Source organism: Thermoactinomyces vulgaris (assembly GCF_003688725.1).
GTDB classification, from domain to species: domain Bacteria; phylum Bacillota; class Bacilli; order Thermoactinomycetales; family Thermoactinomycetaceae; genus Thermoactinomyces; species Thermoactinomyces vulgaris.
Genome location: NZ_REFP01000009.1, coordinates 208268 through 233319 on the forward strand (window position 1 = coordinate 208268; position 25052 = coordinate 233319).

The 25052-nt window shown below is 47.2% G+C and carries 24 protein-coding genes and 1 riboswitch; of the genes, 21 read left to right on the forward strand and 3 right to left on the reverse strand.

Annotation, left to right across the window (positions count from 1 at the left end):
* Position 1: 1 nt before the first annotated feature.
* Positions 2-1420 (forward strand): O-antigen ligase family protein, encoded by a 1419-nt coding sequence (locus tag ATH33_RS08295; RefSeq protein ID WP_147437069.1) that lies wholly within the window; start codon positions 2-4, stop codon positions 1418-1420.
* Between the two features lie 19 nt (positions 1421-1439).
* Positions 1440-2546, forward strand: coding sequence for a glycosyltransferase family 4 protein (locus ATH33_RS08300; protein WP_131470894.1), 1107 nt, complete (start codon positions 1440-1442; stop codon positions 2544-2546).
* 55 nt (positions 2547-2601) lie between these two features.
* Here ATH33_RS08300 and ATH33_RS08305 read toward each other — a convergent pair whose 3' ends face one another.
* A complete protein-coding gene (locus tag ATH33_RS08305) occupies positions 2602-3519 on the reverse strand; it encodes an LCP family glycopolymer transferase (RefSeq protein ID WP_037996698.1) in 918 nt (305 codons plus the stop codon).
* Positions 3520-3763: 244 nt separating this feature from the next.
* Between ATH33_RS08305 and ATH33_RS08310 the strand changes: the two genes are divergently transcribed.
* From ATH33_RS08310 to ATH33_RS08330, 5 genes are all read left to right on the forward strand, one after another.
* Entirely contained in the window at positions 3764-4702 is a 939-nt protein-coding gene (locus tag ATH33_RS08310) for an SDR family oxidoreductase (protein ID WP_037996700.1), read from the forward strand.
* 200 nt (positions 4703-4902) lie between these two features.
* Entirely contained in the window at positions 4903-5535 is a 633-nt protein-coding gene (locus tag ATH33_RS08315) for a sugar transferase (protein WP_049720694.1), read from the forward strand.
* Between the two features lie 452 nt (positions 5536-5987).
* Positions 5988-6111: riboswitch (SAM riboswitch) on the forward strand.
* A 96-nt stretch (positions 6112-6207) separates the two neighbouring features.
* Positions 6208-7161, forward strand: a complete 954-nt coding sequence (locus tag ATH33_RS08320) for a methionine ABC transporter ATP-binding protein (protein WP_062843234.1) — start codon at positions 6208-6210, stop codon at positions 7159-7161.
* Positions 7146-7805, forward strand: coding sequence for a methionine ABC transporter permease (locus ATH33_RS08325; protein ID WP_037996731.1), 660 nt, complete (start codon positions 7146-7148; stop codon positions 7803-7805). The genes ATH33_RS08320 and ATH33_RS08325 overlap by 16 nt, the downstream gene beginning before the upstream one ends.
* Before the next feature lie 14 nt (positions 7806-7819).
* Positions 7820-8614, forward strand: coding sequence for a MetQ/NlpA family ABC transporter substrate-binding protein (locus ATH33_RS08330; RefSeq protein ID WP_049720693.1), 795 nt, complete (start codon positions 7820-7822; stop codon positions 8612-8614).
* Between the two features lie 25 nt (positions 8615-8639).
* Here ATH33_RS08330 and ATH33_RS08335 read toward each other — a convergent pair whose 3' ends face one another.
* Together ATH33_RS08335 and ATH33_RS08340 are read right to left on the reverse strand one after the other, a co-directional pair.
* A complete protein-coding gene (locus ATH33_RS08335; RefSeq protein ID WP_037996736.1) occupies positions 8640-9275 on the reverse strand; it encodes a YigZ family protein in 636 nt (211 codons plus the stop codon).
* 94 nt (positions 9276-9369) lie between these two features.
* Positions 9370-10467: an LCP family protein gene (locus ATH33_RS08340; protein ID WP_062843235.1), complete on the reverse strand. Its 1098-nt coding sequence runs from the start codon at positions 10465-10467 to the stop codon at positions 9370-9372.
* 616 nt (positions 10468-11083) lie between these two features.
* On the opposite strand from ATH33_RS08340, the gene ATH33_RS08345 reads away from it, so the two are divergent.
* The 14 genes from ATH33_RS08345 (at position 11084) to ATH33_RS08410 (ending at position 24968) form a co-directional block, all read left to right on the forward strand.
* Positions 11084-13015 carry a S8 family peptidase gene (locus tag ATH33_RS08345; protein WP_121874279.1) on the forward strand — a complete coding sequence of 644 codons (1932 nt, stop codon included), beginning with the start codon at positions 11084-11086 and terminating at the stop codon, positions 13013-13015.
* Between the two features lie 189 nt (positions 13016-13204).
* Positions 13205-14404 (forward strand): methionine adenosyltransferase, encoded by a 1200-nt coding sequence (gene metK / locus ATH33_RS08350; protein WP_037996743.1) that lies wholly within the window; start codon positions 13205-13207, stop codon positions 14402-14404.
* Between the two features lie 244 nt (positions 14405-14648).
* Positions 14649-15383 carry a response regulator transcription factor gene (locus ATH33_RS08355; protein ID WP_049720688.1) on the forward strand — a complete coding sequence of 245 codons (735 nt, stop codon included), beginning with the start codon at positions 14649-14651 and terminating at the stop codon, positions 15381-15383.
* A gap of 71 nt (positions 15384-15454) precedes the next feature.
* The gene (locus ATH33_RS08360; protein ID WP_037997684.1) at positions 15455-15880 is read left to right on the forward strand and encodes a glycosyltransferase family 2 protein; all 426 of its coding nucleotides are present in this window, start codon (positions 15455-15457) and stop codon (positions 15878-15880) included.
* A gap of 49 nt (positions 15881-15929) precedes the next feature.
* Positions 15930-17567 carry an ATP-dependent helicase ComFA gene (locus tag ATH33_RS08365; RefSeq protein ID WP_049720686.1) on the forward strand — a complete coding sequence of 546 codons (1638 nt, stop codon included), beginning with the start codon at positions 15930-15932 and terminating at the stop codon, positions 17565-17567.
* A gap of 21 nt (positions 17568-17588) precedes the next feature.
* Complete coding sequence (locus ATH33_RS08370; protein WP_131470895.1) at positions 17589-18308, forward strand: ComFC family protein; 720 nt, start codon at positions 17589-17591, stop codon at positions 18306-18308.
* A 77-nt stretch (positions 18309-18385) separates the two neighbouring features.
* Entirely contained in the window at positions 18386-18661 is a 276-nt protein-coding gene (locus tag ATH33_RS08375) for an HU family DNA-binding protein (protein ID WP_037997689.1), read from the forward strand.
* A 195-nt stretch (positions 18662-18856) separates the two neighbouring features.
* Positions 18857-19615 carry a basic amino acid ABC transporter substrate-binding protein gene (locus ATH33_RS08380; RefSeq protein WP_242062459.1) on the forward strand — a complete coding sequence of 253 codons (759 nt, stop codon included), beginning with the start codon at positions 18857-18859 and terminating at the stop codon, positions 19613-19615.
* 116 nt (positions 19616-19731) lie between these two features.
* A complete protein-coding gene (locus ATH33_RS08385) occupies positions 19732-20412 on the forward strand; it encodes an amino acid ABC transporter permease (protein WP_037997694.1) in 681 nt (226 codons plus the stop codon).
* Positions 20413-20511: 99 nt separating this feature from the next.
* Complete coding sequence (locus tag ATH33_RS08390) at positions 20512-21234, forward strand: amino acid ABC transporter ATP-binding protein (protein WP_037997697.1); 723 nt, start codon at positions 20512-20514, stop codon at positions 21232-21234.
* Positions 21235-21338: 104 nt separating this feature from the next.
* Positions 21339-21539, forward strand: coding sequence for a cold shock domain-containing protein (locus ATH33_RS08395; protein ID WP_037997728.1), 201 nt, complete (start codon positions 21339-21341; stop codon positions 21537-21539).
* Positions 21540-21735: 196 nt separating this feature from the next.
* Positions 21736-22299, forward strand: coding sequence for a ribosome hibernation-promoting factor, HPF/YfiA family (gene hpf, locus ATH33_RS08400; RefSeq protein ID WP_037997699.1), 564 nt, complete (start codon positions 21736-21738; stop codon positions 22297-22299).
* A 156-nt stretch (positions 22300-22455) separates the two neighbouring features.
* A complete protein-coding gene (wecB, locus tag ATH33_RS08405; protein ID WP_037997700.1) occupies positions 22456-23523 on the forward strand; it encodes a non-hydrolyzing UDP-N-acetylglucosamine 2-epimerase in 1068 nt (355 codons plus the stop codon).
* 227 nt (positions 23524-23750) lie between these two features.
* Positions 23751-24968, forward strand: a complete 1218-nt coding sequence (locus ATH33_RS08410; protein ID WP_147437070.1) for a glycosyltransferase family 4 protein — start codon at positions 23751-23753, stop codon at positions 24966-24968.
* Positions 24969-25052: the final 84 nt, after the last annotated feature.

Consider the following 25052-nt stretch of genomic DNA (forward strand, 5'->3'; position numbering starts at 1 on the left):
GGTGAGTGAACTGTTGTTTTCAAAGCAGAAGCGTTTGGATATATTGTTTTATTTGATGATTGTTTTTGCGCTGATCGGCCCCTCCTTGGGTGTACCGATATCCGATGGGTTTAATCTGACGTTTTTCCGCATCGCATTTCTGTTGGTGGCGGCGGGAATCGCGCTGAGATTTGCAGCGGAAAAGAAATTGGAAACTTCCTACATGTATCCGGTTCGGTGGTATGGAGCCTTCTTTTTGTTTTGGTTTGCATACGGAGTGATTGCGTTATCCTGGTCAGCCAGTCTTTCTGCCGGGGTGCGGTATCTCTTTTTATTGGGAATGATGTTGCCTCTTGCTTATTCGTTCCCGTTTTTCCTGAAATCAACCGATTATTTTTGGAAAACCCTGCGGATTTTATTTTGGGTTTTTGCAGCCATTATTTTGTTTGCGGTTTTTGAGTCCATCACTTTGATTCATTTGCCGCAATCACGTGCATTTGGTCGGTTATCGGCTTCGGTGACATCGGTGTTTCGCAACCAGAATGATTTGGCAACCTGCATCACACTCGGCCTTCCTTTCCTGGCCAGTTCCTTTTATATGCTGGATCTGAAACGTAAACACAAATGGTTTATCTATATTATCGGTATCCTGTCCATTTATACACTGATTGCGACCGGTTCGCGCAGCAACACCTTCTTTGCCCTGCCGCTTGCCGCTTTGCCATTGGTGGTGCTGTTGCCGCAGGTGATGGACCGGAGCAAAATCACGATGAAAAATGTATTTAAAGCCATTATTGCCGTTTTGGTGGCTTTCATACTGGCCAATGGTTTGAGCATGGTTTTCTTGAGCGCTGAAGCCAGGGAACAAGCCAAAACCAAACTGTCCAGCACTTTTGGCTTCTTGATGGATGTTCAAAACAGTCCGTGGACGGTGGAAGAAGGGGGAGAAGACCCCATTGATGCGGAAACCGGCCGGAGTGCCACGGTCCGGAAGTTTTTGATCATCAACGGACTCCGCTTCCTCCATCAAAGCCATTACATGGGAGTCGGTCCAGGAAACGTTGAAGTGTACATGGACGGCGCCCCCAAAGTGGATAAAGTCAATATGCACAATTGGTGGGGCGAAGTGTTGGTCAACTTTGGCGTGATTATCTTTATCCTGTATATGTCCCTTTACTTCCTTATGTTGTGGCGCTTGTGGAAATTGGCCAGCTTGAAACACTCGCCGGAATTGAACCCGGTTTTGCGTTGGGGCGCTTACGCCACCATAGCCGCATTGACCGGTTACTTCTTCGGGGGCATGGCACCAAGCACGGCCATTCACTATACGCCGATGTGGATTTGTTACGGAATCGGCTTGGCCATCATTGCCATCGGGGAAACTTTGAAAAAGAAACACTCCGGATCGGAGCGGGAAAAAGGGTCTCTGGAGGGAGTGTGAGGAGAAAGGAGTTGCTTGTGTGTCCGCTAAAGTAATGATCTTCAGTTCGGTTCATCCTTATGATGATTCGCGGATTTTCCACAAACAAGCAAAATCACTGGCGAAAAACGGATACCGGGTGGAGCTCCACGCCATCGCCGATTTTAAAGAAAAAGTGATCGATGGCGTAAAAATCCGGGGGGTAAAGCGCGTCAACAAAAAGTGGAAACGGCTTTGGACCGGATATGAGCTTTACCGGCGCGCTTTAAAATGCGGAGCGGATTTGTATCATTTTCATGATCCGGAGTTGTTGCCGTGGGGAGTGTTATTGGCTTGGCGGACCGGGTGCCCGGTGATTTATGATTCGCATGAGGATTTGCCCAAACAGATCCAAACCAAACCGTGGATTCCCGAAAAGCTCCGTGCCCCGCTGGCAAAAATCGTCCATAAAGTGGAAAAGGGATTGGCCCGCCGGCTGTCCGCGGTCATTACAGCGACGGAATCGATTCAAAGACAGTTCCATCAAGCCAAAAGAGTCGAAGTGATTAAAAACTATCCGTTGTCGATGCCGGAGATCGAAAAAGAAGAGGATGGAGTCAACCGGATTTTGTATGTCGGGGGCGTGTCGTATCTGCGCGGTTACCGGGAAATGATACAGATGATGGATTATTTGCCGGAATCCTTGCAAGCCGAACTTCACATCATTGGTCCCCTCCAGCATATCAAACCGGAAGACCGGGACAAGTCCGCACTGGAACAGAAGAGGGTTTATTTGCATGGCCGGATTCCGTTTGATGATGTGCAGAAGTGGTTGGGAAAAGGAAAAGTGGGATTGGTTTGCCTGCATCCGGTCGAGAATTACCGGGAATCCCTTCCCATCAAGATGTTTGAATACATGGCCGCCGGATTGCCCATGGTGGCGACGGATTTTCCGATGTGGAGGGAAATTGTGGAATCCAGCCATTCCGGGCTGGTGGCCGATGCTTTGAATCCCAAGGATATTGCGCAAAAAGTGGAACGGATCTTAAGCGATGACGAACTGCGCGGCCAAATGAGCACCGATGCGAGAAAAGCCCATGAAACCCGTTATAATTGGAAGGTTGAGGAAAGAAAAGTTTTTTCTTTATATCAGGAACTGCTTCAATGAAAAGGGATCCTGTGTCCATGATCAGGGCGATTCCCCTGTCCATGGCAGGATCCTTTTAATAAAGGGTGTCAGGAGGTCGGGAATAGTTCAGTTGTTCCGCCAGGATCCCCCGGATGCGTTCGATTTCTTCGGGTGACACCCGGAAATAATAAATGCCGTCAATGGTTGCATCTTCCCCTTTGAACCGGACCGTTTTGATATTTTCCCGTGAAAGATTGGCATAGCGGTTTTGCAGTTGCAAAAGCTGAAAGGGGGAAATGTCGGTTTTGACATTGGAGCCGAGTTTTTCCATGACCGTATCCAGTTTGGTGAATGTGGTCCAATCCGTTCCCTTGCGGACGATGGCCCGGATCACTTCTTGTTGCCGTTGAATCCGTCCGAAATCCCCCAGCGGGTCCTCTTTTCTCATTCGTGCAAAGGCAAGGGTTTCTTCTCCGTTTAAATGCATGGTCCCCTTTTTGAAAGTGTGTCCTCCATAGGAAAAGGTGAAAGGCACTTCGACATCAATTCCATCCAGCTCATCCACGATTTCTTTCAAGCCTTGCATATTGATTTGAACGTAACCATCGATGGGCAAATCCAAAAAATGCTCCACGGTCTTGCGGGTCAAATCCACTCCGCCGTAGGCATAGCTGTGGTTGATTTTGTCGCGGAAGTTTTTACCGGGGATTTCAACCCGGGTGTCCCGTGGAATATTGGTTAAGACAATGTCTTTTTCTTGCGGATTTAAAGCCGCAATCATAATGGTATCGGCACGTCCCTGATCTCCGTCCCGTTCATCCACGCCAAGCATCAAAATGGCGACAGGATCCTCATGCCATTTGATCGCTTCTTGACGTTTGTCCGATTTTTCCTGTTCAGGCGGGACATAGGACCGGTGAGCGGCGGACCAGATCAGGTACACATAATATCCAAATCCAAGCAGAACTGTTATAAACAAAAGCAGAAAAAAACGCAGGATCCATTTTTTCATTACGGAAAATCCCTCACAGGTGTTTGGTTTTATGTACTATATTATTCTTCTTTTCCATGGGAAAATACCTTCCAAAATATTGGGTGGGGAAGTGGGGGCCAAGGGGCTATTTTCGAAAAATATGGACAAAAAGTTTAAAACTTGTCTTTTGCTTCTGCCCGGCTGAATTGATAAGATAGACGGGAATACGTTGAAAATGGCCGACTCAATTGACAAAGTCCACTCGAGAGAGGAGTCTGTAACAATGAAGGTAATCGTGACAGGCGGAGCCGGTTTTATTGGTTCCCACATTGTCGATCTGTTGATTGCAAGAGGAGACCGGGTGGTGATCATCGATAATCTTTCTTCAGGCAAGAAAGAGCACATCCATCCGGAAGCGAAATGGATTGAAATGGATTTGACCAATCCGGAATTAAGTGATGTGTTCATGCGGGAAAAACCGGAAGCCGTCATCCATCAAGCGGCGCAAATCCGTGTGGATGTTTCCGTTGAAGATCCGGTTTTGGACGCAAACACCAACATTATTGGGACGATCAATCTGTTGGAAGCCTGCCGCAAAAGCGGGGTGAAGAAAGTGGTTTACGCTTCATCCGCCGCCGTCTACGGAGACCCGAAATATCTGCCGGTTGATGAAGAACATCCGGTGTCACCGCTTTCCGGATACGGAATTTCCAAACATACCGTGGAACATTATTTGGAAGTGTACGCCCATTTATACGGGTTGAAATACACCGTTTTGCGCTACGCCAATGTTTACGGGCTCAGGCAGGATCCCCGCGGGGAAGGGGGAGTCATTTCCATCTTGGTGGATAAGTACTTGAAAAAAGAGCCTTTCACCATTTTTGGCGACGGCGAACAAACGAGGGATTATATTTATGTGGAAGATGTGGCCAAAGCCAACGTCGCGGCACTCTCAAGAGGAGACGGGGAGATCCTGAATGTCGGAACCGGGGTGCAAACTTCGCTGAACCAATTGCTTTCCTTGTTTGATGAAATCGCTTCTTTTGAAAACGAAAAGGTTCACGGCCCGGACCGTCCGGGGGACATTAAACACAGTTATTTCAAGAATGACAAAGTTTGCCGCATATTGGACTGGAAACCGAAATACACTCTTATGGAAGGTTTACGCAAAACCTACGAATATTACCAAAACGAATATCGCAAAATGGACAAAGAAATGTAGAAAATAAGCATATGCTGTGATCGGTCAAGGATTTGACACGGTTTTCAAAAAAGAACCTATTGTCATTCCGTGGGTTCTGCAGTATACTGTTTTACAGTAATCGGTTTGAAATATTACTGTAATGTTACTGTTATTTTTGTAAACTTAGCGAAGAAACGGAAGGGATTCTGATTATTATACACAGCAGGGGTGGATAGCTGATGCGTTCCAAGTTAGCCTACGAGAGCAACAACACGGGTGCATTTTCCGGACAGACCATTTATCCGATTTTCAAGCGGGCTTTTGAGATTGTTTTTTCCGTTGCATTGCTGCTGTTTACATTGCCTGTGCTTGTACTGACCATGATCGCGATTAAACTGGAGTCTCCGGGGCCTGTTTTTTATAAACAGGAACGCGTGGGGTTGAACGGGAAACGGTTTGAGATTATCAAACTCAGATCCATGCGCACCGATGCTGAGAAAAATGGTCCGCAATGGGCGGCAAAAAATGACCCGCGTGTCACTCGAGTAGGTAAATTTATCCGTAAGACACGGATTGACGAGCTTCCACAGTTAATCAATATCCTACGTGGTGACATGAGTCTGATCGGTCCCCGTCCGGAGAGACCTGTCTTCACCGAGAAATTTGACAAGGAGATTCCTGGTTTTAAAAAGCGCTTGTTGGTGAAACCAGGTTTGACTGGGTGGGCTCAGGTAAACGGAGGATATGAGATGACACCTGCTGAAAAGTTTGAGTTGGATATGTTCTATATTCAAAACCAATCCTTTAAAATGGATATGCAGATTTTGTTTCGGACGGTTTGGGTGGTTGTTTCCGGAAATGGAGCCCGCTAAAGAGATGCTGCCAAAAAGGGTGGCATCTTTTTTATTTATCGGAAGGATGATGGATTTCATTTGGTGCGCTCATTCAGAAAATCATTTTTAAAAACAGGTACATGAGAAGCCACAGTGGCACACTCAAACAAGAAGCGTTCATGACTCCGATCCAGAAGGACTTGCCGACAACCGTGTGCTCCATATGCGCACCTCCAAAGGATGAATGTATTTTTATTATACGCCATCTTCATTTTGGATAGATCGAAGTAGCGGCTTTGTTAATGAAATGTAATCTGGGAGTAACAGTTGATAAGATGCTGAAAACAGGCATATTTTTCCATAAATCGAATGAAGTTATACATGACCTTAAAAAATCGTTTGCATTAGAACGCTAATTGTTGACTGGCATGATTTTATGTGATAATTTTAGAAAAGATCTTGAACAAAATTGTATACGGGAATGAAGTATTCTCTTATCCAGAGAGAGGGAGGGAACAGGCCTGATGATCTCTCGGCAACCCCCTGTTGGGTTTGAAGAACCCATGGGAAGGTGCCAATTCCTGCAGAGCTGTACACTGCTCTGACAGATGAGAGAAGGAGATTGAGCAAAGTGATCCTTTCTGCATCTGAACGAGCAGGAAGGTTTTTTTATGCTTAAAAAATGTTTGCAGATCGAAGGCGGTGAAGGAAATGATTCAGTTGAAAAATGTTGTCAAAACATTTCCGGCTGCAGGTAAAAACAAAGAAATTACGGCATTAAAAGAAATTTCCCTGGAAATCGAAAAAGGGGATATATTTGGAATTGTCGGTTACAGCGGGGCCGGGAAAAGCACGTTGCTCCGGTTGTTAAACGGATTGGAGACGCCGACAAGGGGAACGGTGCTGGTGGATGGAAAAGAAATTTCGCGGCTTAGTGAACGGGAATTGCGCTTTGCCCGGCAAAAGATTGGTATGATTTTTCAACATTTCCATCTGTTGTGGTCCCGGACGGTTGCGGAAAATGTGGCGTTTCCGCTGGAGATTGCCGGGGTTCCCAAAAAACAGATCAAGGAGAAGGTAAGCCGTTTGCTGGAACTGGTCGGGTTATCCGAACGCGCCGATGCTTATCCGGCACAGCTCAGTGGAGGACAGAAACAACGGGTCGGAATTGCCAGAGCCTTGGCCAATGATCCGGACGTGCTTTTGTGCGATGAGGCCACCTCGGCGTTGGATCCGGAGACCACGGCTTCGATTTTGCGGCTGTTAAAACAGATCCATCAAAAACTGGGGCTGACCCTTGTCTTGATTACGCACGAGATGAGTGTGGTACGTGCCATCTGCAACAAAATGGCGATCATGGAAAACGGCCGGATCATTGAAACGGGTCCGGTTACCGAAATTTTTCAAAATCCGAAGCATCCTTTGACGAAGAAATTTGTTCAGGATGCAGAACCCGGCCAGGATGGCATTTGGGTGCCGTGGTCCGGCCTTTCCAAACTGAATGAACTGGCCCGCCAATATAACGTGCATTTTCAACTGGTCGGCGGAGAAGTGAAAGGAAGCAACGATGAAGATGCAGTCCAAGTCAAAATCGGCGGAAATGAAGAAGCAGTGGAAAAAGTGCGGAAGGTGTTGGGAGGGGAACTTGAATGTGGGAGTCGGTAGATCTTGATCTGTTGCAAGAAGCAACCCTGGAAACTCTTCATATGGTGGGAATTTCCACCCTGATGACGGCGGTGCTGGGGATTCCGCTGGGGGTGCTTCTGGTGGTGACGGACCGCGGCTATTTCTGGGAAAATCTCGTTTTTCAACGTATCTTGGCCTTTGTGGTCAATATTTTCCGGGCCGTTCCTTTCATTATTTTGGTTTTGTTTTTGTTTCCGGTGGCCAAGCTCTTGGTGGGAACCACATTGGGGCCGACGGCAGCCACCATTCCGCTCATTGCAGGAGCCGCTCCTTTTTATGCGCGCATGGTGGAAACCGCCATCCGTGACATTGACAGAGGAGTGATTGAAGCCGCACAAGCAATGGGGGCCAGCCGGCTGACCATCATATGCAAAGTGCTGATTCCGGAGGCATTTCCTTCGATTGTCTCCGGACTGACCGTCACTTGTGTTTCGTTGATCAGTTTTTCCGCAATGGCCGGAATTGTCGGGGCCGGCGGTCTCGGGGACACGGCTTATCGTTTTGGTTTTCAGGCATTTAATGATGCGATGCTGTACAGTTGTGGAATTTTGTTGGTCGTATTGGTGCAATTGGTTCAAGCAGTGGGGGACTGGATTGCCCGTGCCCTGGATAAAAGATCTTAAGGAGGTCAAATGGGATGAAAAAGTTTTGGGTTTTGCTTGTCAGTGTGCTGGTTGCGGTATTGGGAGCCGCTTGCGGCAACCAAAGCAAGGAAAATACGCTTGTGGTCGGAGCCACGCAGGTTCCGCATGCGGAAATTTTGGAGCATGTCAAACCGCAATTGGAAAAACAAGGGGTAAACTTGGAAATCAGAGTGTTTACGGATTATGTTTTGCCCAATAAAGCATTGGAAGAAGGAGAAATTGACGCAAACTATTTCCAACACATTGTCTGGCTTCAAACCACCAATCAGGAAAAAGGATATCATTTGAGGGATGTGGCCCGGGTCCATCTGGAGCCGATGGGGGCTTATTCCAAAAAAATAAACTCGGTTGATCAATTAAAAAGCGGTGCCAAAGTCGCCATTCCCAATGGAACGAGTGAAATTACACGCGTTTTGCAGTTGTTGGAGAAAAACGGGTTGATCAAGTTGAATGGACATCAAGGGGAGATCACCCTGAAAAATATTGTGGAGAACCCGAAAAATTTGCAGTTTGAGCTGCTTGAGGCTTCTGCACTTCCACGGATGATCAATGAAGTGGATCTGGCTGTGATCAATACCAACTATGCGCTTCAAGCCGATTTGGATCCGCTCAAGGATGCACTGTTTATGGAAGAGAAAGACCAAAATCCTTATGTGAATGTTTTGGCGGTCAAACAAGGGAATGAAAATAACCAGGCGGTGAAAAAACTGGCGGAAGCCCTCACTTCACCGGAAGTGAAAAAGTTTATCGAGGAAAAATACAAAGGCGTAGTGGTTCCGGCGTTCTGAGGTGTAAAGAAATCCCCCTTTCCGGTCAGGAGGAAAGGGGGATTTCTTTATATTCTTTTTCTCCGCGTGTCACTTTCACTTGCCCGTGGGTCCAGTTGGTGACTTGTTGGATGAAGTCCTCTTCTTCCCCAACCGGGATCCACACCGGCCAAGACACCACCTCCTGATAGAGGGGTGTTTCCAAAAAGTAATCGGTTTGGCGGAATTCATGTTCCATTTTTCCCATAAAATGATAATCAAACGTAAAGGTGATTTTTTGGTGTAATTGGCAGCGGATGATCCCGGCTGCTTCAATTGCCGCGGAAGCCCCCTGGCTGTAAGCGCGTACGAGCCCGCCCGCTCCCAATTTAATTCCCCCGAAATAACGGGTTACAACAATGGCGGTTTTGACCAGCTTTTTGGCATGGATCACTTCCAGTATCGGACGTCCGGCGGTCCCGGCCGGTTCCCCGTCATCGGAGGATTTTTGAATGGTGTCGGACACCAGGTATGCATAACAGTTGTGTGTGGCATCCCAATGTTGTTTGCTGATTTTCTGGACGAATTGTTGCGCTTCTTCCTCCGTAGAAACCCGTTTGGCCCTGCAAATAAAGCGCGATTTCTGAATGACGATTTCCGTTTCCCCTTGAGGTCCGACGGTTAAATACTGTTTCTCAGACATCGTTTCACCTTCTTCCCTACTATCTTAATGAAAACGGCGGGGAAATACCAGCGGTTTGCCGGGGAATTCGATGGTAAAACGGAAAAGTGACGGCTTAATAGCTGCCGTCACTTTCTGTATCACCGTCATATGAATTGGTGTTTTCGGTATCCGACATGTCATCATCCGTTCCGGAGCCGGAGTCACCGTCTGTCTCCCCATTTTCAAGCGGAGGCAATTCCAATTGTTCCCGCAGGGCTTGTCGAATTTTTTTGCGGTCTTTTTCAGGCCAGATCAACACCGCACCTGCCCCTTTGATATTTTCGGGGTAGGTTTCAATATGCAGGGTTTCAATATTGCTCTTCGGTATTTTGGTGTAGATGTTCACCAATGCCGGGAAGTTGTCCAATTCAAGACTGTGTTCGAAGTTCTCGCCCACTGCATTCATCAGGTCGGAGAATTTGCCGACTCCTTTGAAACTGGCGATTTGGTCAATCAATTTGGCAACCACTTCTTGTTGCCGTTCGTTGCGGCCCAAATCCCCGCGGGGATCCTGCTTGCGCATCCTTACATAGGCCAGGGCTTCAGATCCGTTCAGTTTGGCCGGTCCCGGCTCAAAGTAAACCGTCTTGCCGCCGATGGCTTTTTGGTGGAACGCAAACGGTACATCCACTTCCACTCCGCCCAAGGCATCGACAATGTCTTCAAATCCTTGGAAGTTGATTCGTGCGTAATGATCGATGGGGACATGCAACAGATTTTCCAAAGTTTTACGGATATTTTCAACTTGCCCGACATCTTTCTTATATCCCCAATAAGCGGCGGCATTTAATTTTGTTTTTAAACCATCCGTGTTGGCGATCTCTGTATAGGTATCCCGGGGGATACTCAGGACTTTGGCCGTGTGTTTTTTTGGGTTGACGGCAACCAGAATCATGGTGTCCGCCCGCCAAACCGGATCCGAACGTTTCCGTTGGTCGGTTCCGAGAAGTAAAATGGTGAAGGGGTCGGATTCCATTTCCACTTGTTTATCCCGTAAATCGGATTTTCCGATATCGTTTTTCGTATTGGCAAAGACTCCCCATATTTCGGATCCTAAATAAAGACCGACACCTAAAAGAAGGATGAAGGCCAAAGAGATGGAACGGATGATCCATTTTTTCCGCTGGTTTTTTTTAACCCGATTTAATCGGCTTTGTTCTACTCTTCTCATCGAAATCCCCACTCGCGCTAAATGTTTTCATTCAATGGTAACATCGTGGTTTGGATTGGATCAAGTAAAGACCGGTTGGCAATGATCAAATTCACTGAAAATTAATATTTAGGAAAGAAAACATCAAATAGTGATTAAACAGATAATATTGACGCTTTGTTGAAATCTTTTTGAACCGGGAAGAAAGGCTCCCGTACAAACCATGGATCAAAATGGAAACAGAATTGAATGGAATCCTTTAAAGAGATTTACATATGTAGACGTAATCCGGTCAGGATGGTTGCGTAAAAATTTGTCGATTTTGAGAAAACGATGAAACGATGGGAACGGCGAAACGGACCTTTTCATCAGAATGGAGGAGTTTAGAAAAATCCGGAATAGCTTTCTTCAAAAATTGGAAAGCTGTGGAGTGTCAAGGAGTCCCCTTCTGTTTCCGCTTTCCCGACGTGTCTGAGACACTGTAATTCTTTCAAAAGAGCGGTGCAAAAGGTAGAGAAGCTTCAATAAAGAAAAAGAAAGATTCTATCTACAATTATTTATTTTATATAATAAATTCGTATGAATCTACAATCCAGCTTTATGTTTTTTGAAAATAATCGTACTTTTGGTGATTGACATGATAAATCGAAAGAGGGCCGTGGGGCTGTTTTTCCTGTTTTTTGTGTTTATTTTGTTGCTTTCAGCTGTAACCTTACCGATGATGTCCACCCCCGGATCGCTGATTGCAAGCCGCAAGTGGGTGGTGAAGTGGCGTCAGCCGGCCCCTTCTTCTTTCTGGATGGAAGCAGAGCTTTTGGAAGAAGGGGGAGAAGGTTTATATTTGGTGCAGACCAAACCGGGAACGGATGAAGAACGGTGGGTTGAAACGTGGAAAGAAGATCCGGGAATCGAATTCATCGGTCCCGATATCCGGTATGAACTGGGGAAAGAAAAAAACCGGAGACGTTCCCGGGTGGCGTTTGGCAAAAATTATTATTTGCAACAAATCCGTATCCCGAAGGCTTGGGATTATTTCCGAAAAAAGGCGGATCCCGACAAAATAAAGCCGGTGACGGTGGCGGTGGTGGATACCGGAGTCGATTTGTCCCATCCGGTACTCAAACCTTTTCTGACCGAAGGGGTGAACGTGAAAAATCCCGATCTTCCCCCGCAGGATCATTTCGGGCACGGAACCAAAGTGGCCGGGGTTATTGCTTCCACTTGGAGGGCCAGAGAGGGGAAGCCGGTTGGAAAGGGCAGGATCATGCCGGTCAAAGTGATGGAAAACGACGGGGATGGTGAAATTTTCTACACTGTGAAAGGAATCCGCGAAGCCATCCAAAGAGGTGCTGACATCATTGTATTGTCACAAGGGAGTTGGACTTATTCCAAGTTGATGGAGGACGCAGTGGAGGAAGCCGAAAGCCGGGGCGTGCTGGTGGTTGCGGCGGCGGGGAATGCGGAATTCGATGAAAAAGGGGAGCTTTTGTTCAGTCAACCTTTGTATTATCCGGCGGCATTCCCTTCGGTTTTGTCCGTGGGTGCCACGGATTTTCAAGGGAAACATGAGCCCTTTTCCAATACCGGTTTGGGTTTGGATATCGTGGCGCCCGGTGACATGATATATACCACGTCCAATGGACAGGATTATGCTTTTGATTCGGGAACATCCTTTTCCACACCGCAAGTTGCCGGAGTGGCGGCTTTGGTCTGGCAGCTTCGTCCCGATTACACGCCCGGGGACATCCGCATGTTGCTCCGGCAAACGGCTTCTTCTTCGCCGCATTGGAATGAAAAAACCGGGTTTGGGATGTTGGATGCGGATCGTGCGCTTCGGTCCCCGCTTGACCCCGATATTGGCGAACCAAATGACAGTGAACAAACAGCAACGCCTTTTTTTCTTTCCCAAGAAATCCGTCTGGTTCTGCAAAAAGGGGATCCGGATTGGTATGTCTTGGATTTAAACAAGGCCGGCCGGCTGCAAATTGATGTAGAAGTGCTCGATGGCCCGGGGAAGGATGTTATTTTGTCAATTATCCAGTCAACGACCGGTCAAACCCGTTCCCGTTCCCTTTTGGCCCAATCAGGCAAACAACGGATCATCACGCCGGTCTCCCAAGGGAAGATCTTGTTGAAATGGTCGGTGTCCCAAGCATCCAAACAAGAGGTTGCCTTGCGGTTTCATGCCGCTTATTTGCCGGAAGAGGATGAGTATGAAGCGAATGATTTGTTGTCCCAAGCCGCTTTGCTGCCTCTTTCGGAAACCAAAAACACATTTTCTGCAACCATTTCCCGTCCCGGCGATGCCGACTGGTACCAATTGTTGATTCCGAAAGAAGGAAGGCTGGTGGTGCAAGTTCAACCCCTGACCCCGCGTTTTGATCCGGTGATCTTTAAAATCCGGCAGGATGATTGGGATAAGATGCGACAAGATGAAGAGAGGGAAGGAAGAACCGAAACTTTGTCACTGGATGTGAAACCGGGGCCGTTTTATTTTCGCGTGACGGACTATGCAGGAAATTTGATTGAGGATCCGTATCATTTAATCGTTTCTTTTGAACCAAAGTGACAAGCGTATGCGTCAAAATGTGGAAGAAAAGAATACGGTTGTAATTCACGAATGATTAGGTTATTCTAATGTTAAATAAAAATAGGGGTTTTATGTATCTGGGTATCGAGGATTACGAAACAATAAAGCCTTTCCTCGAAGGAAGGGCTTTTTCTGTTTGCAGTTTCAGGGTAGATAGGGGGAGAATGAATGTCAGCAACAAAACGCAGCCTTTTCACCTCTGAATCCGTCACGGTAGGTCACCCGGACAAAATTTGCGATCAGATTTCCGATGCCATTTTGGATGCCATTTTGGAAAAAGATCCTAATGCGCGGGTTGCTTGCGAAACTTCAGTGACAACCGGTTTGGTGTTGGTCAGTGGTGAGATTACAACTTCTTGCTATGTCGATATTCCCAAAATTGTTCGCCAAACGATCAAAGATATCGGCTATACCCGGGCAAAATACGGTTTCGATTCCGAAACATGCGCTGTGCTCACCTCCATTGACGAGCAGTCGCCCGATATTGCCATGGGTGTCGATGTCGCCCTTGAAAAACGGGAAGGTTCCATGACCGAGGAAGAAATTGAAGCCATTGGGGCCGGCGACCAAGGGATCATGTTCGGGTTTGCCTGCAATGAAACGGAAGAATTGATGCCGCTGCCCATTTCGCTGGCACACAAACTGGCCCGTCGCTTGCATGAAGTCCGGGTGGATGGCACGCTTCCATACCTTCGTCCGGATGGAAAAACGCAAGTGACGATTGAGTATGAGGATGATAAACCGGTCTGGATCGATACCATTGTTGTATCCACACAACATGCGGATCATGTTTCATTGGAACAGATTAAGAAAGATCTGATGGAACATGTGATTCTTCCGGTTGTTCCGGGTGAAATGTTTGATGAGCGAACCAAAACCTTCATCAATCCGACCGGTCGTTTTGTCATCGGGGGTCCGCAAGGGGACGCCGGCCTGACGGGACGGAAGATTATCGTGGATACTTACGGCGGATATGCCCGGCACGGCGGCGGGGCATTTTCCGGTAAAGACCCGACAAAAGTGGACCGTTCCGGAGCTTATGCAGCACGTTACGTGGCGAAAAACATCGTTGCCGCCGGACTCGCCGACAAATGTGAAGTACAGCTGGCTTATGCCATCGGGGTGGCCCGTCCGGTTTCCATTCGTGTGGACACCTTCGGCACGGGAAAAGTGGATGAAGAAACGCTGGTGAAACTGGTGGAAAAACATTTCGACCTGCGCCCGGCCGGCATTATCCGGCAGCTTGATTTGCGTCGCCCGATTTACCGGCAGACAGCTGCATACGGCCATTTCGGGCGGAACGATGTCGACTTGCCTTGGGAGCGCACCGACCTGGCGGATGTGTTGAAGAAAGAAGCCGGATTATGATAAAGAATGGAAAAGAGTTTGTGACCGTCAGGCGCAAACTCTTTTCTTTATGGATTTTAAAAAACCGGCCGCTTTGGCTGTTTGGTTCCTGCATACAAGGAAACGTTCGGCCGGTGATGAAAAAGATGTGCGTTCTCTTTTGAAGTGAAGGATTGTCTTTAAATGATGGACATCTTATTTCATCTTGATTTTATTCATGGTAAAATTTAAATAGAGGCAATATTGCGAGAAAGAGGCGATTTCCTTGGAGAAACAGCGGGCTGAAGTAGAAGAAAATACGGAAATTTCACAACATCCTTCTCCGATCCGGATCATGATTGCCGATCAGGACACCCGATTTCGTGACCGGCTTAAAGAGGCCTTAAAGCGGGAAAGCGATATGCTGCTCGTTGGCGAAACATCCGAAGGGAACGAGGTTCCTTTGGCCTGTGGAACATTGAACCCGCATGTTGTCGTCATGAATTTATATTTGCCGCGGGTGGACGGAGTGGAGGTCACCTACCGGCTTTGGAAAATGAGCCCGCAGACAAAAATTATGATTTTATCCGATCACGCCGATCCCTATGTGTTGGAAACGATTCGTTCCGGAGCGTCCGGTTTCCTGTTGAAAGATACCGAAATCCGGACGATGGTCGATGCGATCCGTGTCATTGCCCACGGAGGCGTCTATATCCATCCCGTCATGATGGGAAGTCTGGTCAATGAATTTCGCAGATTGAGCCGTATGGAAGGGGCGATTTATTATCATTACATGACCGTCCCCAAGGTCTCTTGGAGAGAAGTTTTGACCGAAAGGGAAATGGAAGTTTTAAGACTATTGGCACAGGGAAAAAATAACCGGACGATCAGTGAGCATCTGTACATCAGCGAAAAGACGGTAAAAAACCATGTGAGTAATATTTTGTATAAATTGAATGTACAGGATCGGACGCAAGCGGTGTTGATGGCGATGAGATACGGATGGGTTCAATTGATATGACGAATATCCCGGCAATGGTCACAGTCCCTGCCTTTTTGCCATACGATGCTTTTTGAGGAGGGGCGTTTTGTATGGGAGAGTGGATTTTGTGGAGCGTTTTTTTGTACATTGCCCTCTATTTCCTGGTAAAGGGTCTTTCCCGCTATTTGGGCAACTATTACCATAACAAAGCCGTTCATCTGGTGATCATTACAAAAAACAGCCAACACGAAGTCGAGTGGATGATCCGTTCTTATTATGCATGGAACGGTTCACAGGGAAAGCCGGGGCAAATCACTTGCCTGGATGCCGGTTCCAAGGATGACACCCTGTTCATTTTAAACCGGTTGAAACAACGTTATCCCACATTGGAAGTGATTCGGCTTCATTCCGGTTTCGATGAAGATGAAGCGGTTTATCGCTGGCTTCAATCCCAAGAGAAAAACAGCGGAAAACTGATTGTGATGGACTTGAGAGAGGTGGATTCGTCGGATAAATCTGAAAAAGGATCCGCTTGATTTGATCAGGCCTTGATCCGGCCTGATTCATTTTTGGGAAGTGATGGAGTTGGAAATTTATTTTTATCGTCTGGAAGGGGAAAAACAGGGGCGGTTCAGCCTGGCAGTGGAAGTGGATTTCTGGTATTGGAAGAAGCGGGGGAAGACATTGGCGGAGGTGCATTGGACCCGTTCGATCCGGGAAGCCTGGTCCTTGGCCCGGGGAAGGAAAGAAAAATCACCGGAACCCGTTACCATGCCTGTTGGACATGAACTTCCGGCATGGATGGATCAAGCGGACCGGCTCTTTCCGGTTCTTGCCGGGAGAGCGTTGTTGTGGCAGGAAGTCCAAAACCTGGTGGAGAAACATATGTCGGGCATGGATTTGAAAACGATAAAAAGAGCCTTGCAAATCCTGATCCTGGAACAAAAATGTCAATTGAAACCGGGCGTGATCAAGCTGGGTTCGGTACGCAGATGGCGTTGTGAACGATGCCGTCATCAGGGGGAGGAAATCAAAGCGACGGTTTGTTCGTCATGCGGCGGCGAGTGTGCGGTTTGTGAACATTGCCTTTTGATGGGGCGCAGCCGTGCTTGCACCCCTTTTTTCTTGTTTGAACCGGAGGCAAATCAACCGGCAAAACCCGCATGCAAGGATCCGGCGTTTTCTTTGACCTTGAACCAGCAACGGGCTTCTTCCCGGATCGAAACCCTTCTTGAGAATCAGGAAAAAAAGGTATTGGTCTGGGCTGTCACCGGAGCCGGAAAGACCGAAATCATGTTTCCGGTGATTCAAAAATGGCTGGATCGCGGGAAAAGGATATTATGGGCGACGCCGCGCAAAGATGTCGTGTTGGAGTTGTACCCCCGGATGCGGGAATTTTTCCCGGCAACGGTTGCTTTGTACGGGGGATCCCCGCACCGGTGGCTTTCTTCCCCGCTTGTGCTGGCCACTTGCCATCAAATGTGGCGGTATCATCATGCGTTTGATTTGATGATCATTGATGAGGTGGATGCTTTTCCACTTGATGGCGATCCTGCGTTGGAAAGCGGATTGCACCGGGCGATGGCCCCGGATGGGCAACAAGTCTTGTTAACCGCAACACCGCCGGTTTATTGGCAGGACTCCGTCAAAAGAGGTCGTCTGGCCGCTGTGATGTTGCCGGCCCGGTATCATGGATGTCCACTTCCGCTTCCAAAGCTGTTTCTGGAGAGCCGGTTATGGACGAAAATCAGCAAAGGGAAACCGGTTGCCGTCTTGACCCGTTTTTTGCAACAACTGGATGAATGTCGGGGACAAGCTCTCATTTTTGTGCCCAGGGTTCGGGATGTCCGCTTGGTGCTTTTATGGTTAAAGAAAAACGCCCCTTCCTGTTTTGCCAGAGCCGGGGGCGTTCATGCCCGCGATCCTTTTCGTGAGCAAAAGATCCGGGAATTCCGCGAAGGAAAGTGGATCGTTTTGGTGACCACCACCATTTTGGAACGGGGCGTGACCGTTCCGCGTTGCCATGTGCTCGTCATGGGAGGAGATCATCCGGTTTTTGACGAAGCAACCCTCGTGCAAATCGCCGGCCGCGTCGGGAGAAATGCCGGGTACCAAAAGGGAGTGGTTTGGTTTTTGTCAGAGGAAAAAACCATGGCACAGAAACAAGCATTGAAAAAAATAAAGTGGCTGAATCATTTTGCTGAAAAAGAAGGATTTTGCTGAAAAAGGAGCGTATAATCAGAGGTGAAGTGGTGGTCATCTTTGTTTCCGGCTTTTCGTACTTGCTGGTTTTGCTCGTCTCCTGTGCAAAGGGCACTCCCCGTATCTGTATCGGATCATATCTGCCCGGTTTGTCTGGAGCAAGCGGAAGTGCTTCAAAAACCGTATTGTTCCATTTGCATGAGCCCCGGGGTATTCAACAGAAAGATTTGCGAAGATTGTCTGCGAATCCCCCCCGGTGAACGGGTCGTAAATCGCAGCGCTGTTTCCTATTCCCCTTTGGTCCGGGAATGGATGTGGACATTCAAATATGGCGGCAAGGAAAGCTTGGCGGTGCCGATGGGAAAGTGGATGGCGGAAGTGATCCGGGAACACTACGGGAGAAAAGCCGTTTCGGTGATCACTTATGTTCCGATGCATGGCGAAAGGCAAAAACAGCGAGGCTTTAATCAAGCGGAACGATTGGCTTTGACCATCGGGAAAAAATTGTGGATCCCGGTACATCCTTTATTGAAACGAGTAAAGGAAACCACTCCGCAAAGCAGGCGTACTCGCCGTGAGCGGCTTCATTCCATAAATGGCGTTTTTCAGTTGGCGGATCAAAGGCAAGCGCAAAAGGGCCGGAAACGGTCGGTATTGATCGTGGATGATGTTTACACCACCGGCGCCACGGTCAGAGAGTGTGCAAAAGTTTTGCGGAATGCGGGATTTCAAGAAGTTTTCTCTGTTACATTTGCCAGATAAAGTATTAGAATAGAAAAAAGTGGTCAACTCTTGTAGATAGCAGTGTAAATCAAGTAATCATGAAGGAGCGTTGAAAAATGAACAAAACGGAATTAGTGGAAAAAGTAGCTGAAAAAACGGGCAAAACGAAGAAAGAGGCAGGAATGATCGTCGACAGCGTTTTGCAAACCATTTCGGAAGCATTGAAAAACGGAGATAAAGTCACACTGATCGGATTTGGAAACTTTGAAGTCCGTGAATATGCGGCACGCAAAGGAAGAAACCCGCAAACCGGAGAAGAAATGTTTATCGAAGCAAGAAAAGCCCCGGCTTTTAAACCCGGAAAACAATTGAAAGAACTGATCAATCAGTAATTCGTCCCTATGGAATCACCTGAGGCGCTGAGCCCCGGGTGATTTTTTTTATTTCCGCCTTCCTGAATTTGCATTCATGCCAGGATTGAATAAATATACATAAATATGTATAATTAAATCGAATCTTTTCAAAGGAAATGATTAAATTTTATACGTTTTTAGCGGATAAAGGGTTTGGGAAGGGGTGTGGGAAAAATGCGCTTTTGCATGATTATACTTTCTTTGGTTTCTTCTTTGTTTCTATTGGCCGGTTGCGGCAGTCCGGCTGAAAAAGAAAATGACGTCAAAGTGGGAACCAATGCTGAATTTCCTCCGTTTGAAAAGTTGGAAGGGAACGGGAAGATCACCGGTTTTGATGCTGAAATTTTGTCGGCTGTGGCCGAAGCGGAAAACCTTTCACTGGACTTTCAACATGTCGGCTGGGATGTCATGTTAAACGGTGTGGCAAGAGGCCGGTTGGATGCAGGGATCTCTGCAATCACCATCACAAAGGAGCGCCAAAAGATTTATGATTTTACGGAACCTTACTTTGAAGCGAAACAAGTGATTTTGGTTCCGTCGGCTTCCCAGGTCAAAACATTGAAAGACTTAGAAGGGAAAAAGATCGGGGTGCAATCGTCCACAACCGGGGAACAAGTGGTGCAAAAAGCATTTGGAAACACTTATCCGGGATTGAAACGGTATGACGTGATTTCTTCAGCGGTGGAAGATTTGAAGCTCGGCCGCATTGATGCGGTGGTGGTGGATGAAGCGGTGAATGCGGAATATCTCAAAAAGCTGGGAAAAAGTCAATTCAAAACGGTTCAAGATCCGTCGATGCCGTCGGAATCTTACGGGATGATTGTGAAAAAAGGAAACCGGGAATTGTTGAACCAGTTGAATGCCGGGCTGAAAAAGATTAAACAAAACGGAACTTATGACAAAATTTATGCCAAATATTTTGGGGATAAGTGAAATAAATCTGTGGATAACTTGTGGGTAAGTTGTGAAAAGAGCCTGTTTTTAATTTTGTGGATAATGTGGATAACTATGTGAATAACTGTGGACAGGGAGAAGGAGACTGTGGATAAATGATGGATTGGGATTGGTCGGTTGTCATAGAATATAAAGATTTATTTATCCAGGGGTTGATCACGACCATCGAATTAACCACGGTGGCGGTGGCCATTGGATTGGTGATCGGGGTTTTGCTGGGGATGATGTTGATTTCCACGAAGAAATGGCTCAAGATTCCTGCCAGGGTTTATGTCCATCTGTTTCGCGGAACCCCGCTTTTTTTGCAGATTTTGTTTTTCCATTTTGCCGTTTTGCCCACGTTGGCGGAAATGTTTTTCATGGATCCGCCCGAAGCCGTCATTTCCGGATTCGTTGCTTTTTCCATGAATGCCGGAGCTTATATTGCGGAGATTTTTCGCGGCGGCATTCAGTCTGTGGATAAAGGGCAGTTGGAGGCGGCCCGTTCGCTGGGCATGACTTATCCACAAGCGATGCGGTTTGTGGTGTTGCCTCAGGCGTTTAAAAATATGTTGCCGCCGCTCGGAAATGAAATGATCACCCTTTTAAAAGACACCTCCTTGGTGACCGTGATTGCCGTCAATGATATTACGTATGCGGCATTCGTGACGGCCAAAAACACATTTGTCCGTTGGACCCCTTACATCACGGCCGGATTGGTGTACCTCGTGTTGACAACGCTTCTGACGCAATGGGTTTCTTATTTGGAAAAACGGTTTCGGACAAGCAAACGTTAATCCGTGGCACAAAAAAATTTATGATCGGTTCGTTTGCGCCGTTTCAAAGGCATGCATGTGATGCCTGACGGACTTCAACGGATAAGGGATGATGACAGGATGATCCGGACAGAAAAACTGGATAAATTTTATGGTCAGTATCATGTATTAAAAGAGATTGATTTGGAGATAAATGAAAAAGAACTTGTTTGTGTCATTGGTCCGAGCGGATCAGGCAAAAGCACGTTGTTGCGCTGTTTGAACCGGCTTGAAACCATTACTTCAGGCAAGTTGATTGTAAACGGACAAGATTTGACGCATCCCGGTACCGATGTGAACCGGGTGAGGGCTGAAGTGGGGATGGTGTTTCAGCATTTTGAGCTGTTTCCTCACCTGAGTGTGTTGGAAAACATCACTTTGGCTCCGATTCGTGTCCGGAAGATGAAAAAAGAAGAAATCGAGCCGAAAGCTTATGCGTTATTGGACAAAGTCGGATTAAAGGAAAAAGCGGGGAGTTACCCCGGTGAACTGTCAGGAGGGCAAAAACAACGGGTTGCCATTGCCCGGGCATTGGCCATGGAGCCCAAAGTCATGTTGTTTGATGAACCCACTTCCGCCTTGGATCCGGAAATGGTGAAAGAAGTTTTGGAAGTGATGAAAGGCTTGGCCCGTGAAGGGATGACGATGGTCGTCGTCACCCATGAGATGGGATTTGCCCGTGAAGTCAGCGACCGCATCGTCTTTATGGACGAAGGAAGAGTCTTGGAGACGGGCAGTCCGGAAGAGATCTTTTTTCATCCCCGGCACGAAAGATTAAAAAATTTTCTCAGCAAGGTTTTATGATTCAAAAAGGGTCTTCTTGACAGTATTTTTAGACAAATGATATAGTTAAATGGCGTAAGATGTATGTCTTGTGCAATCTGATTGAAGAAGGGAATGTATTTTTCATGCAAGGCAAAGTCAAGTGGTTCAACGCGGAGAAAGGTTACGGCTTCATCGAGCGTGAAGGCGGGGACGATGTGTTTGTCCATTATTCCGCGATTGAAATGGAAGGATTTAAAACATTGGAAGAAGGTCAATTGGTTGAATTTGAAATCGTGGAGGGTTCGCGTGGACCACAGGCTGCGAACGTTGTTAAATTAGGTTAACGTTTTATAAAATCGAAAATAAAGCTCCCTCGAGGTTTCCTCCGGGGAGCTTTTGTGTTTTCTGTGGCATGCGGCCGGATCTTTTCGAAAATTAAAAACATCCAATATTTACCTTATATTAATTGTAACAAATACTGGAGGAATTTTTTAAAAATCAGGGAATAGATAAAGTACAAAGCGGAAGGAGGATTTCCCCATGAAATGTATCGTTCGCGGTCACAACTTACAAGTTACAGACGCTTTGAGAGACTTTATCGAACGTAAGTTGAGCAAGTTGGAAAGGTACTTTGATCATTCCGCTGAAATCGAGGCACAAGTTTCCCTGAATGTTTTAAAAGATATGCACAAAGTCGAAGTGACGATCCCGTTTCCGGGACTTTTGGTCCGGGCCGAAGAACTGAGTGAAGATATGTATGCCTCTGTGGATCTGGTAATGGAAAAACTGGAAAGACAGATCCGGAAATACAAAACCAAAATCAACCGGCGTTCCCGCCGCGAGTCAGGCTTTCGTAACATGTTAAAAGAAAACGCTTTAGAAAAGGGAACCACCATGACCGCATTGACCGATGAAGAAGAAGGAGACGATGAAATCGTCCGGGTGAAAAGGTTTCAGTTGAAACCGATGGACACCGAAGAAGCGATTTTGCAAATGGAGCTGTTGGGACACAATTTCTTCGTCTATACCAATGCAGTCACGGATGAAATAAATGTGATCTATCGCCGAAAAGATGGAAAGGTCGGCTTGATTGAACCCGAATAAAAATCCAAACTGCGAAATCATCCCCCCTTGCTTGGGGGGATTGTTGCTTTTATGATGTTTTTATAAAAGAAGATTGAACTTGGACCATGCTGTGATATGATAACTTCATATTCCATGGGATCTCCCAAATTTCAGAGCACGCAGGGGGTTTATCCAATGAAAGTCTTGACAGTGGTTGGAGCAAGACCGCAATTTATCAAAGCAGCACCGGTTTCCCGTGTGATTCGTCGTCATGCCGAAGAAATTCTTGTACATACCGGTCAGCATTATGATCAGTCCATGTCGGATGTATTTTTTGATGAATTACATATTCCCGTGCCCGAATACCATTTGCATGTCGGTTCCAAATCGCATGGCCGGCAGACTGGTGAAATGCTGGGCAAAATCGAGGAAGTCCTTTTGTCTGAAAAGCCGGATTGCGTTTTGGTTTACGGAGACACCAATTCCACCCTGGCCGGGGCGCTGGCGGCTGCCAAGCTTCATATTCCGGTTGCTCATGTGGAAGCAGGGCTGAGAAGTTTTAACAAACGGATGCCGGAAGAGGTTAACCGGGTATTGACCGACCATGTTTCCAAATGGTTGTTTTGTCCCACGAAAACGGCGGTCAACCATTTGAAAACGGAAGGGATCACCGAAGGTGTCCATTTGATCGGCGATGTGATGTTGGATGCCGTGCTTTACAACCGCCGTCTGGCGGAGGAAAAAGCCGGTGCGCTCGAAAAACTCGGATTGGAACCCGGAAGCTATATTTTGATCACTTTGCACCGGGCGGAAAACACGGATGATCCCAAAAGGTTGCATGAAATTGTAAAAGCGATCAATGAATTGCCGGTGCCGGCGGTTCTCCCGCTTCACCCGAGAACGCGCGGAAAACTGAAAGAGTATGGTTTTGCCATTCAAAACGACCGCGTCCAATGCATTGAACCTGTCGGCTATCTGGATATGTTGCAGCTGGAAGTCAATGCGAAGAAAATTTTAACCGATTCGGGAGGCGTCCAAAAAGAAGCCATGTTTGCAAGGGTTCCCTGCATTACCATGCGCGATGAGACGGAATGGACCGAGACCGTTGAACTGGGAGCCAATCGATTGGTTGGTGCGGACTCCCGCAAGATTTTGGAAGCCGTTGAACAATTCGAAGTGGATTTTGACCAGGTGGAACCGGTTTTCGGAGACGGACATGCGGCGGAGAAAATTTTGGAACAGTTGGGCAAAGATATAGGATAAAGAAGGGATGAAGCCAGTTCTGAAAAAGGAACTGGCTCTTTTTATCAACGGTTTTAATCTTGACTATTTTGCGAAAAGGAATCGAAAGGATACCCAACGCAGAATGATTATGTTACATTGACGATAGTTTATTTCAGACTTTGTAATACAATGACGTTTATATTACAAAAGGAATTGATTTCCTTTTTTCATAAATTAAAAAAGTGAGAAACAAGGAAGTGAAGATCGTGCGGATATGGTTAGCGAATCATTATGCAGTTCCACCGAATATTGCAGGCATAACCCGCCACTATGAGCTGGCAAGAGAGTGGGCGGATGGCGAAGGGGCGGAAGTGACTCTGTTTTTGTCCAAGTTTGTGCACCCCCGCCGGACATTTATCACGGAGGAAGAAAAACGAAACATTGAACCGGTGAAAGGGCTGAACCTGGAGTGGCTGTGGTCCTTCCCGCATAAAACCAACGATTTCAAGCGGATTCTCAATATGGGAAGTTTTGCTGCCATTTTTTTTCTGGCCGGCTTTTTCAAAAAGAAGCCAGATGTGTTGATTGCATCTTCTCCCCATTTGTTCACGGCGTTTGCCGGATGGATGCTTTCAAAAGTAAAGCGTTGTCCGTTTGTTTTGGAAGTGCGTGATTTGTGGCCGGATTCGCTGATAAAAATGGGCGGTTTGAACAATAAATGGGTGGTCCGGATCTTGACTTGGATGGAATCGTTTTTGTATGAAAAAGCCGACCAGATTATCGTGTTGACGGAACATCAGCGCAAATTTATCGCAGACAAAGGGTTTGATCCCGATAAAATCCGGTTGATTCCCAATGGCATTGTGGTCGGCTCCTGGGAACCCGACCCGTCCAAACGGACTGAATTCCGCAGACGGATGGGTGTGAAGGAAGATGAGTTTGTTGCCATTTATACCGGGGCACACGGTCCGGCCAATGCACTGCAACATGTGGTGAAAGCAGGCCGCTATTTAAAACCGGGGGTTTCCATCGTTTTGATCGGAGACGGGCCGGAGAAGGAAAAATTGCTTCGATTAAAAGAAGAAGAAGGCTTGGATAACGTTCATTTGTTGGACCCGGTGCCCAAATCGGAGATCTTTGACTATACCCAGGCGGCTGACTGCGGAATCATTTCTTTGGCTGACAACGAGGTTTTCCGTGGCGCCCGGCCCAACAAATTGTTTGACTACACATTCATCGGCCTGCCGATCGTCACTACCGTTGACGGGGAAGTCCGGGAGATTGTGGAAAAGAATCAAGTCGGTTTCTTTGCGGGAGCGGAAAACCCGGAAGGGTTGGCTGAGGCCATTGAAAAAGTGCGTTCCCTGTCTCCTGAAGAGAGGGAAGCCATCCGGAAGCGGGGACGCGAATATATTGACCGGGAAGGGGACCGCAAGAAACTGGCCCGTCGTTTCTACGGATTCTTAAAAGAGCTGGTGAAGTAAAGCGCATACGCCGGATGTTTTTTTACTCTCCCCGGCGGTGAAAGCCAAATGAAAAAGGGGAAAAAATTTGTTAAACTATACAAT

Bases quoted from the DNA above. Each gene is read 5' to 3' on its own strand.
- ATH33_RS08310 (WP_037996700.1), top strand. From the start codon at position 3,764: ATGAAGGTAATCGTGACAGGCGGAGCCGGTTTTATTGGTTCCCACATT.
- ATH33_RS08305 (WP_037996698.1), bottom strand. From the start codon at position 3,519: ATGAAAAAATGGATCCTGCGTTTTTTTCTGCTTTTGTTTATAACAGTT.
- ATH33_RS08375 (WP_037997689.1), top strand. From the start codon at position 18,386: ATGAACAAAACGGAATTAGTGGAAAAAGTAGCTGAAAAAACGGGCAAA.
- hpf (WP_037997699.1), top strand. From the start codon at position 21,736: ATGAAATGTATCGTTCGCGGTCACAACTTACAAGTTACAGACGCTTTG.
- ATH33_RS08320 (WP_062843234.1), top strand. From the start codon at position 6,208: ATGATTCAGTTGAAAAATGTTGTCAAAACATTTCCGGCTGCAGGTAAA.
- ATH33_RS08330 (WP_049720693.1), top strand. From the start codon at position 7,820: ATGAAAAAGTTTTGGGTTTTGCTTGTCAGTGTGCTGGTTGCGGTATTG.
- metK (WP_037996743.1), top strand. From the start codon at position 13,205: ATGTCAGCAACAAAACGCAGCCTTTTCACCTCTGAATCCGTCACGGTA.
- ATH33_RS08360 (WP_037997684.1), top strand. From the start codon at position 15,455: ATGGGAGAGTGGATTTTGTGGAGCGTTTTTTTGTACATTGCCCTCTAT.
- ATH33_RS08315 (WP_049720694.1), top strand. From the start codon at position 4,903: ATGCGTTCCAAGTTAGCCTACGAGAGCAACAACACGGGTGCATTTTCC.
- ATH33_RS08385 (WP_037997694.1), top strand. From the start codon at position 19,732: ATGATGGATTGGGATTGGTCGGTTGTCATAGAATATAAAGATTTATTT.
- ATH33_RS08390 (WP_037997697.1), top strand. From the start codon at position 20,512: ATGATCCGGACAGAAAAACTGGATAAATTTTATGGTCAGTATCATGTA.
- ATH33_RS08345 (WP_121874279.1), top strand. From the start codon at position 11,084: ATGATAAATCGAAAGAGGGCCGTGGGGCTGTTTTTCCTGTTTTTTGTG.
- ATH33_RS08380 (WP_242062459.1), top strand. From the start codon at position 18,857: ATGCGCTTTTGCATGATTATACTTTCTTTGGTTTCTTCTTTGTTTCTA.
- ATH33_RS08335 (WP_037996736.1), bottom strand. From the start codon at position 9,275: ATGTCTGAGAAACAGTATTTAACCGTCGGACCTCAAGGGGAAACGGAA.
- wecB (WP_037997700.1), top strand. From the start codon at position 22,456: ATGAAAGTCTTGACAGTGGTTGGAGCAAGACCGCAATTTATCAAAGCA.
- ATH33_RS08395 (WP_037997728.1), top strand. From the start codon at position 21,339: ATGCAAGGCAAAGTCAAGTGGTTCAACGCGGAGAAAGGTTACGGCTTC.
- ATH33_RS08325 (WP_037996731.1), top strand. From the start codon at position 7,146: ATGTGGGAGTCGGTAGATCTTGATCTGTTGCAAGAAGCAACCCTGGAA.
- ATH33_RS08340 (WP_062843235.1), bottom strand. From the start codon at position 10,467: ATGAGAAGAGTAGAACAAAGCCGATTAAATCGGGTTAAAAAAAACCAG.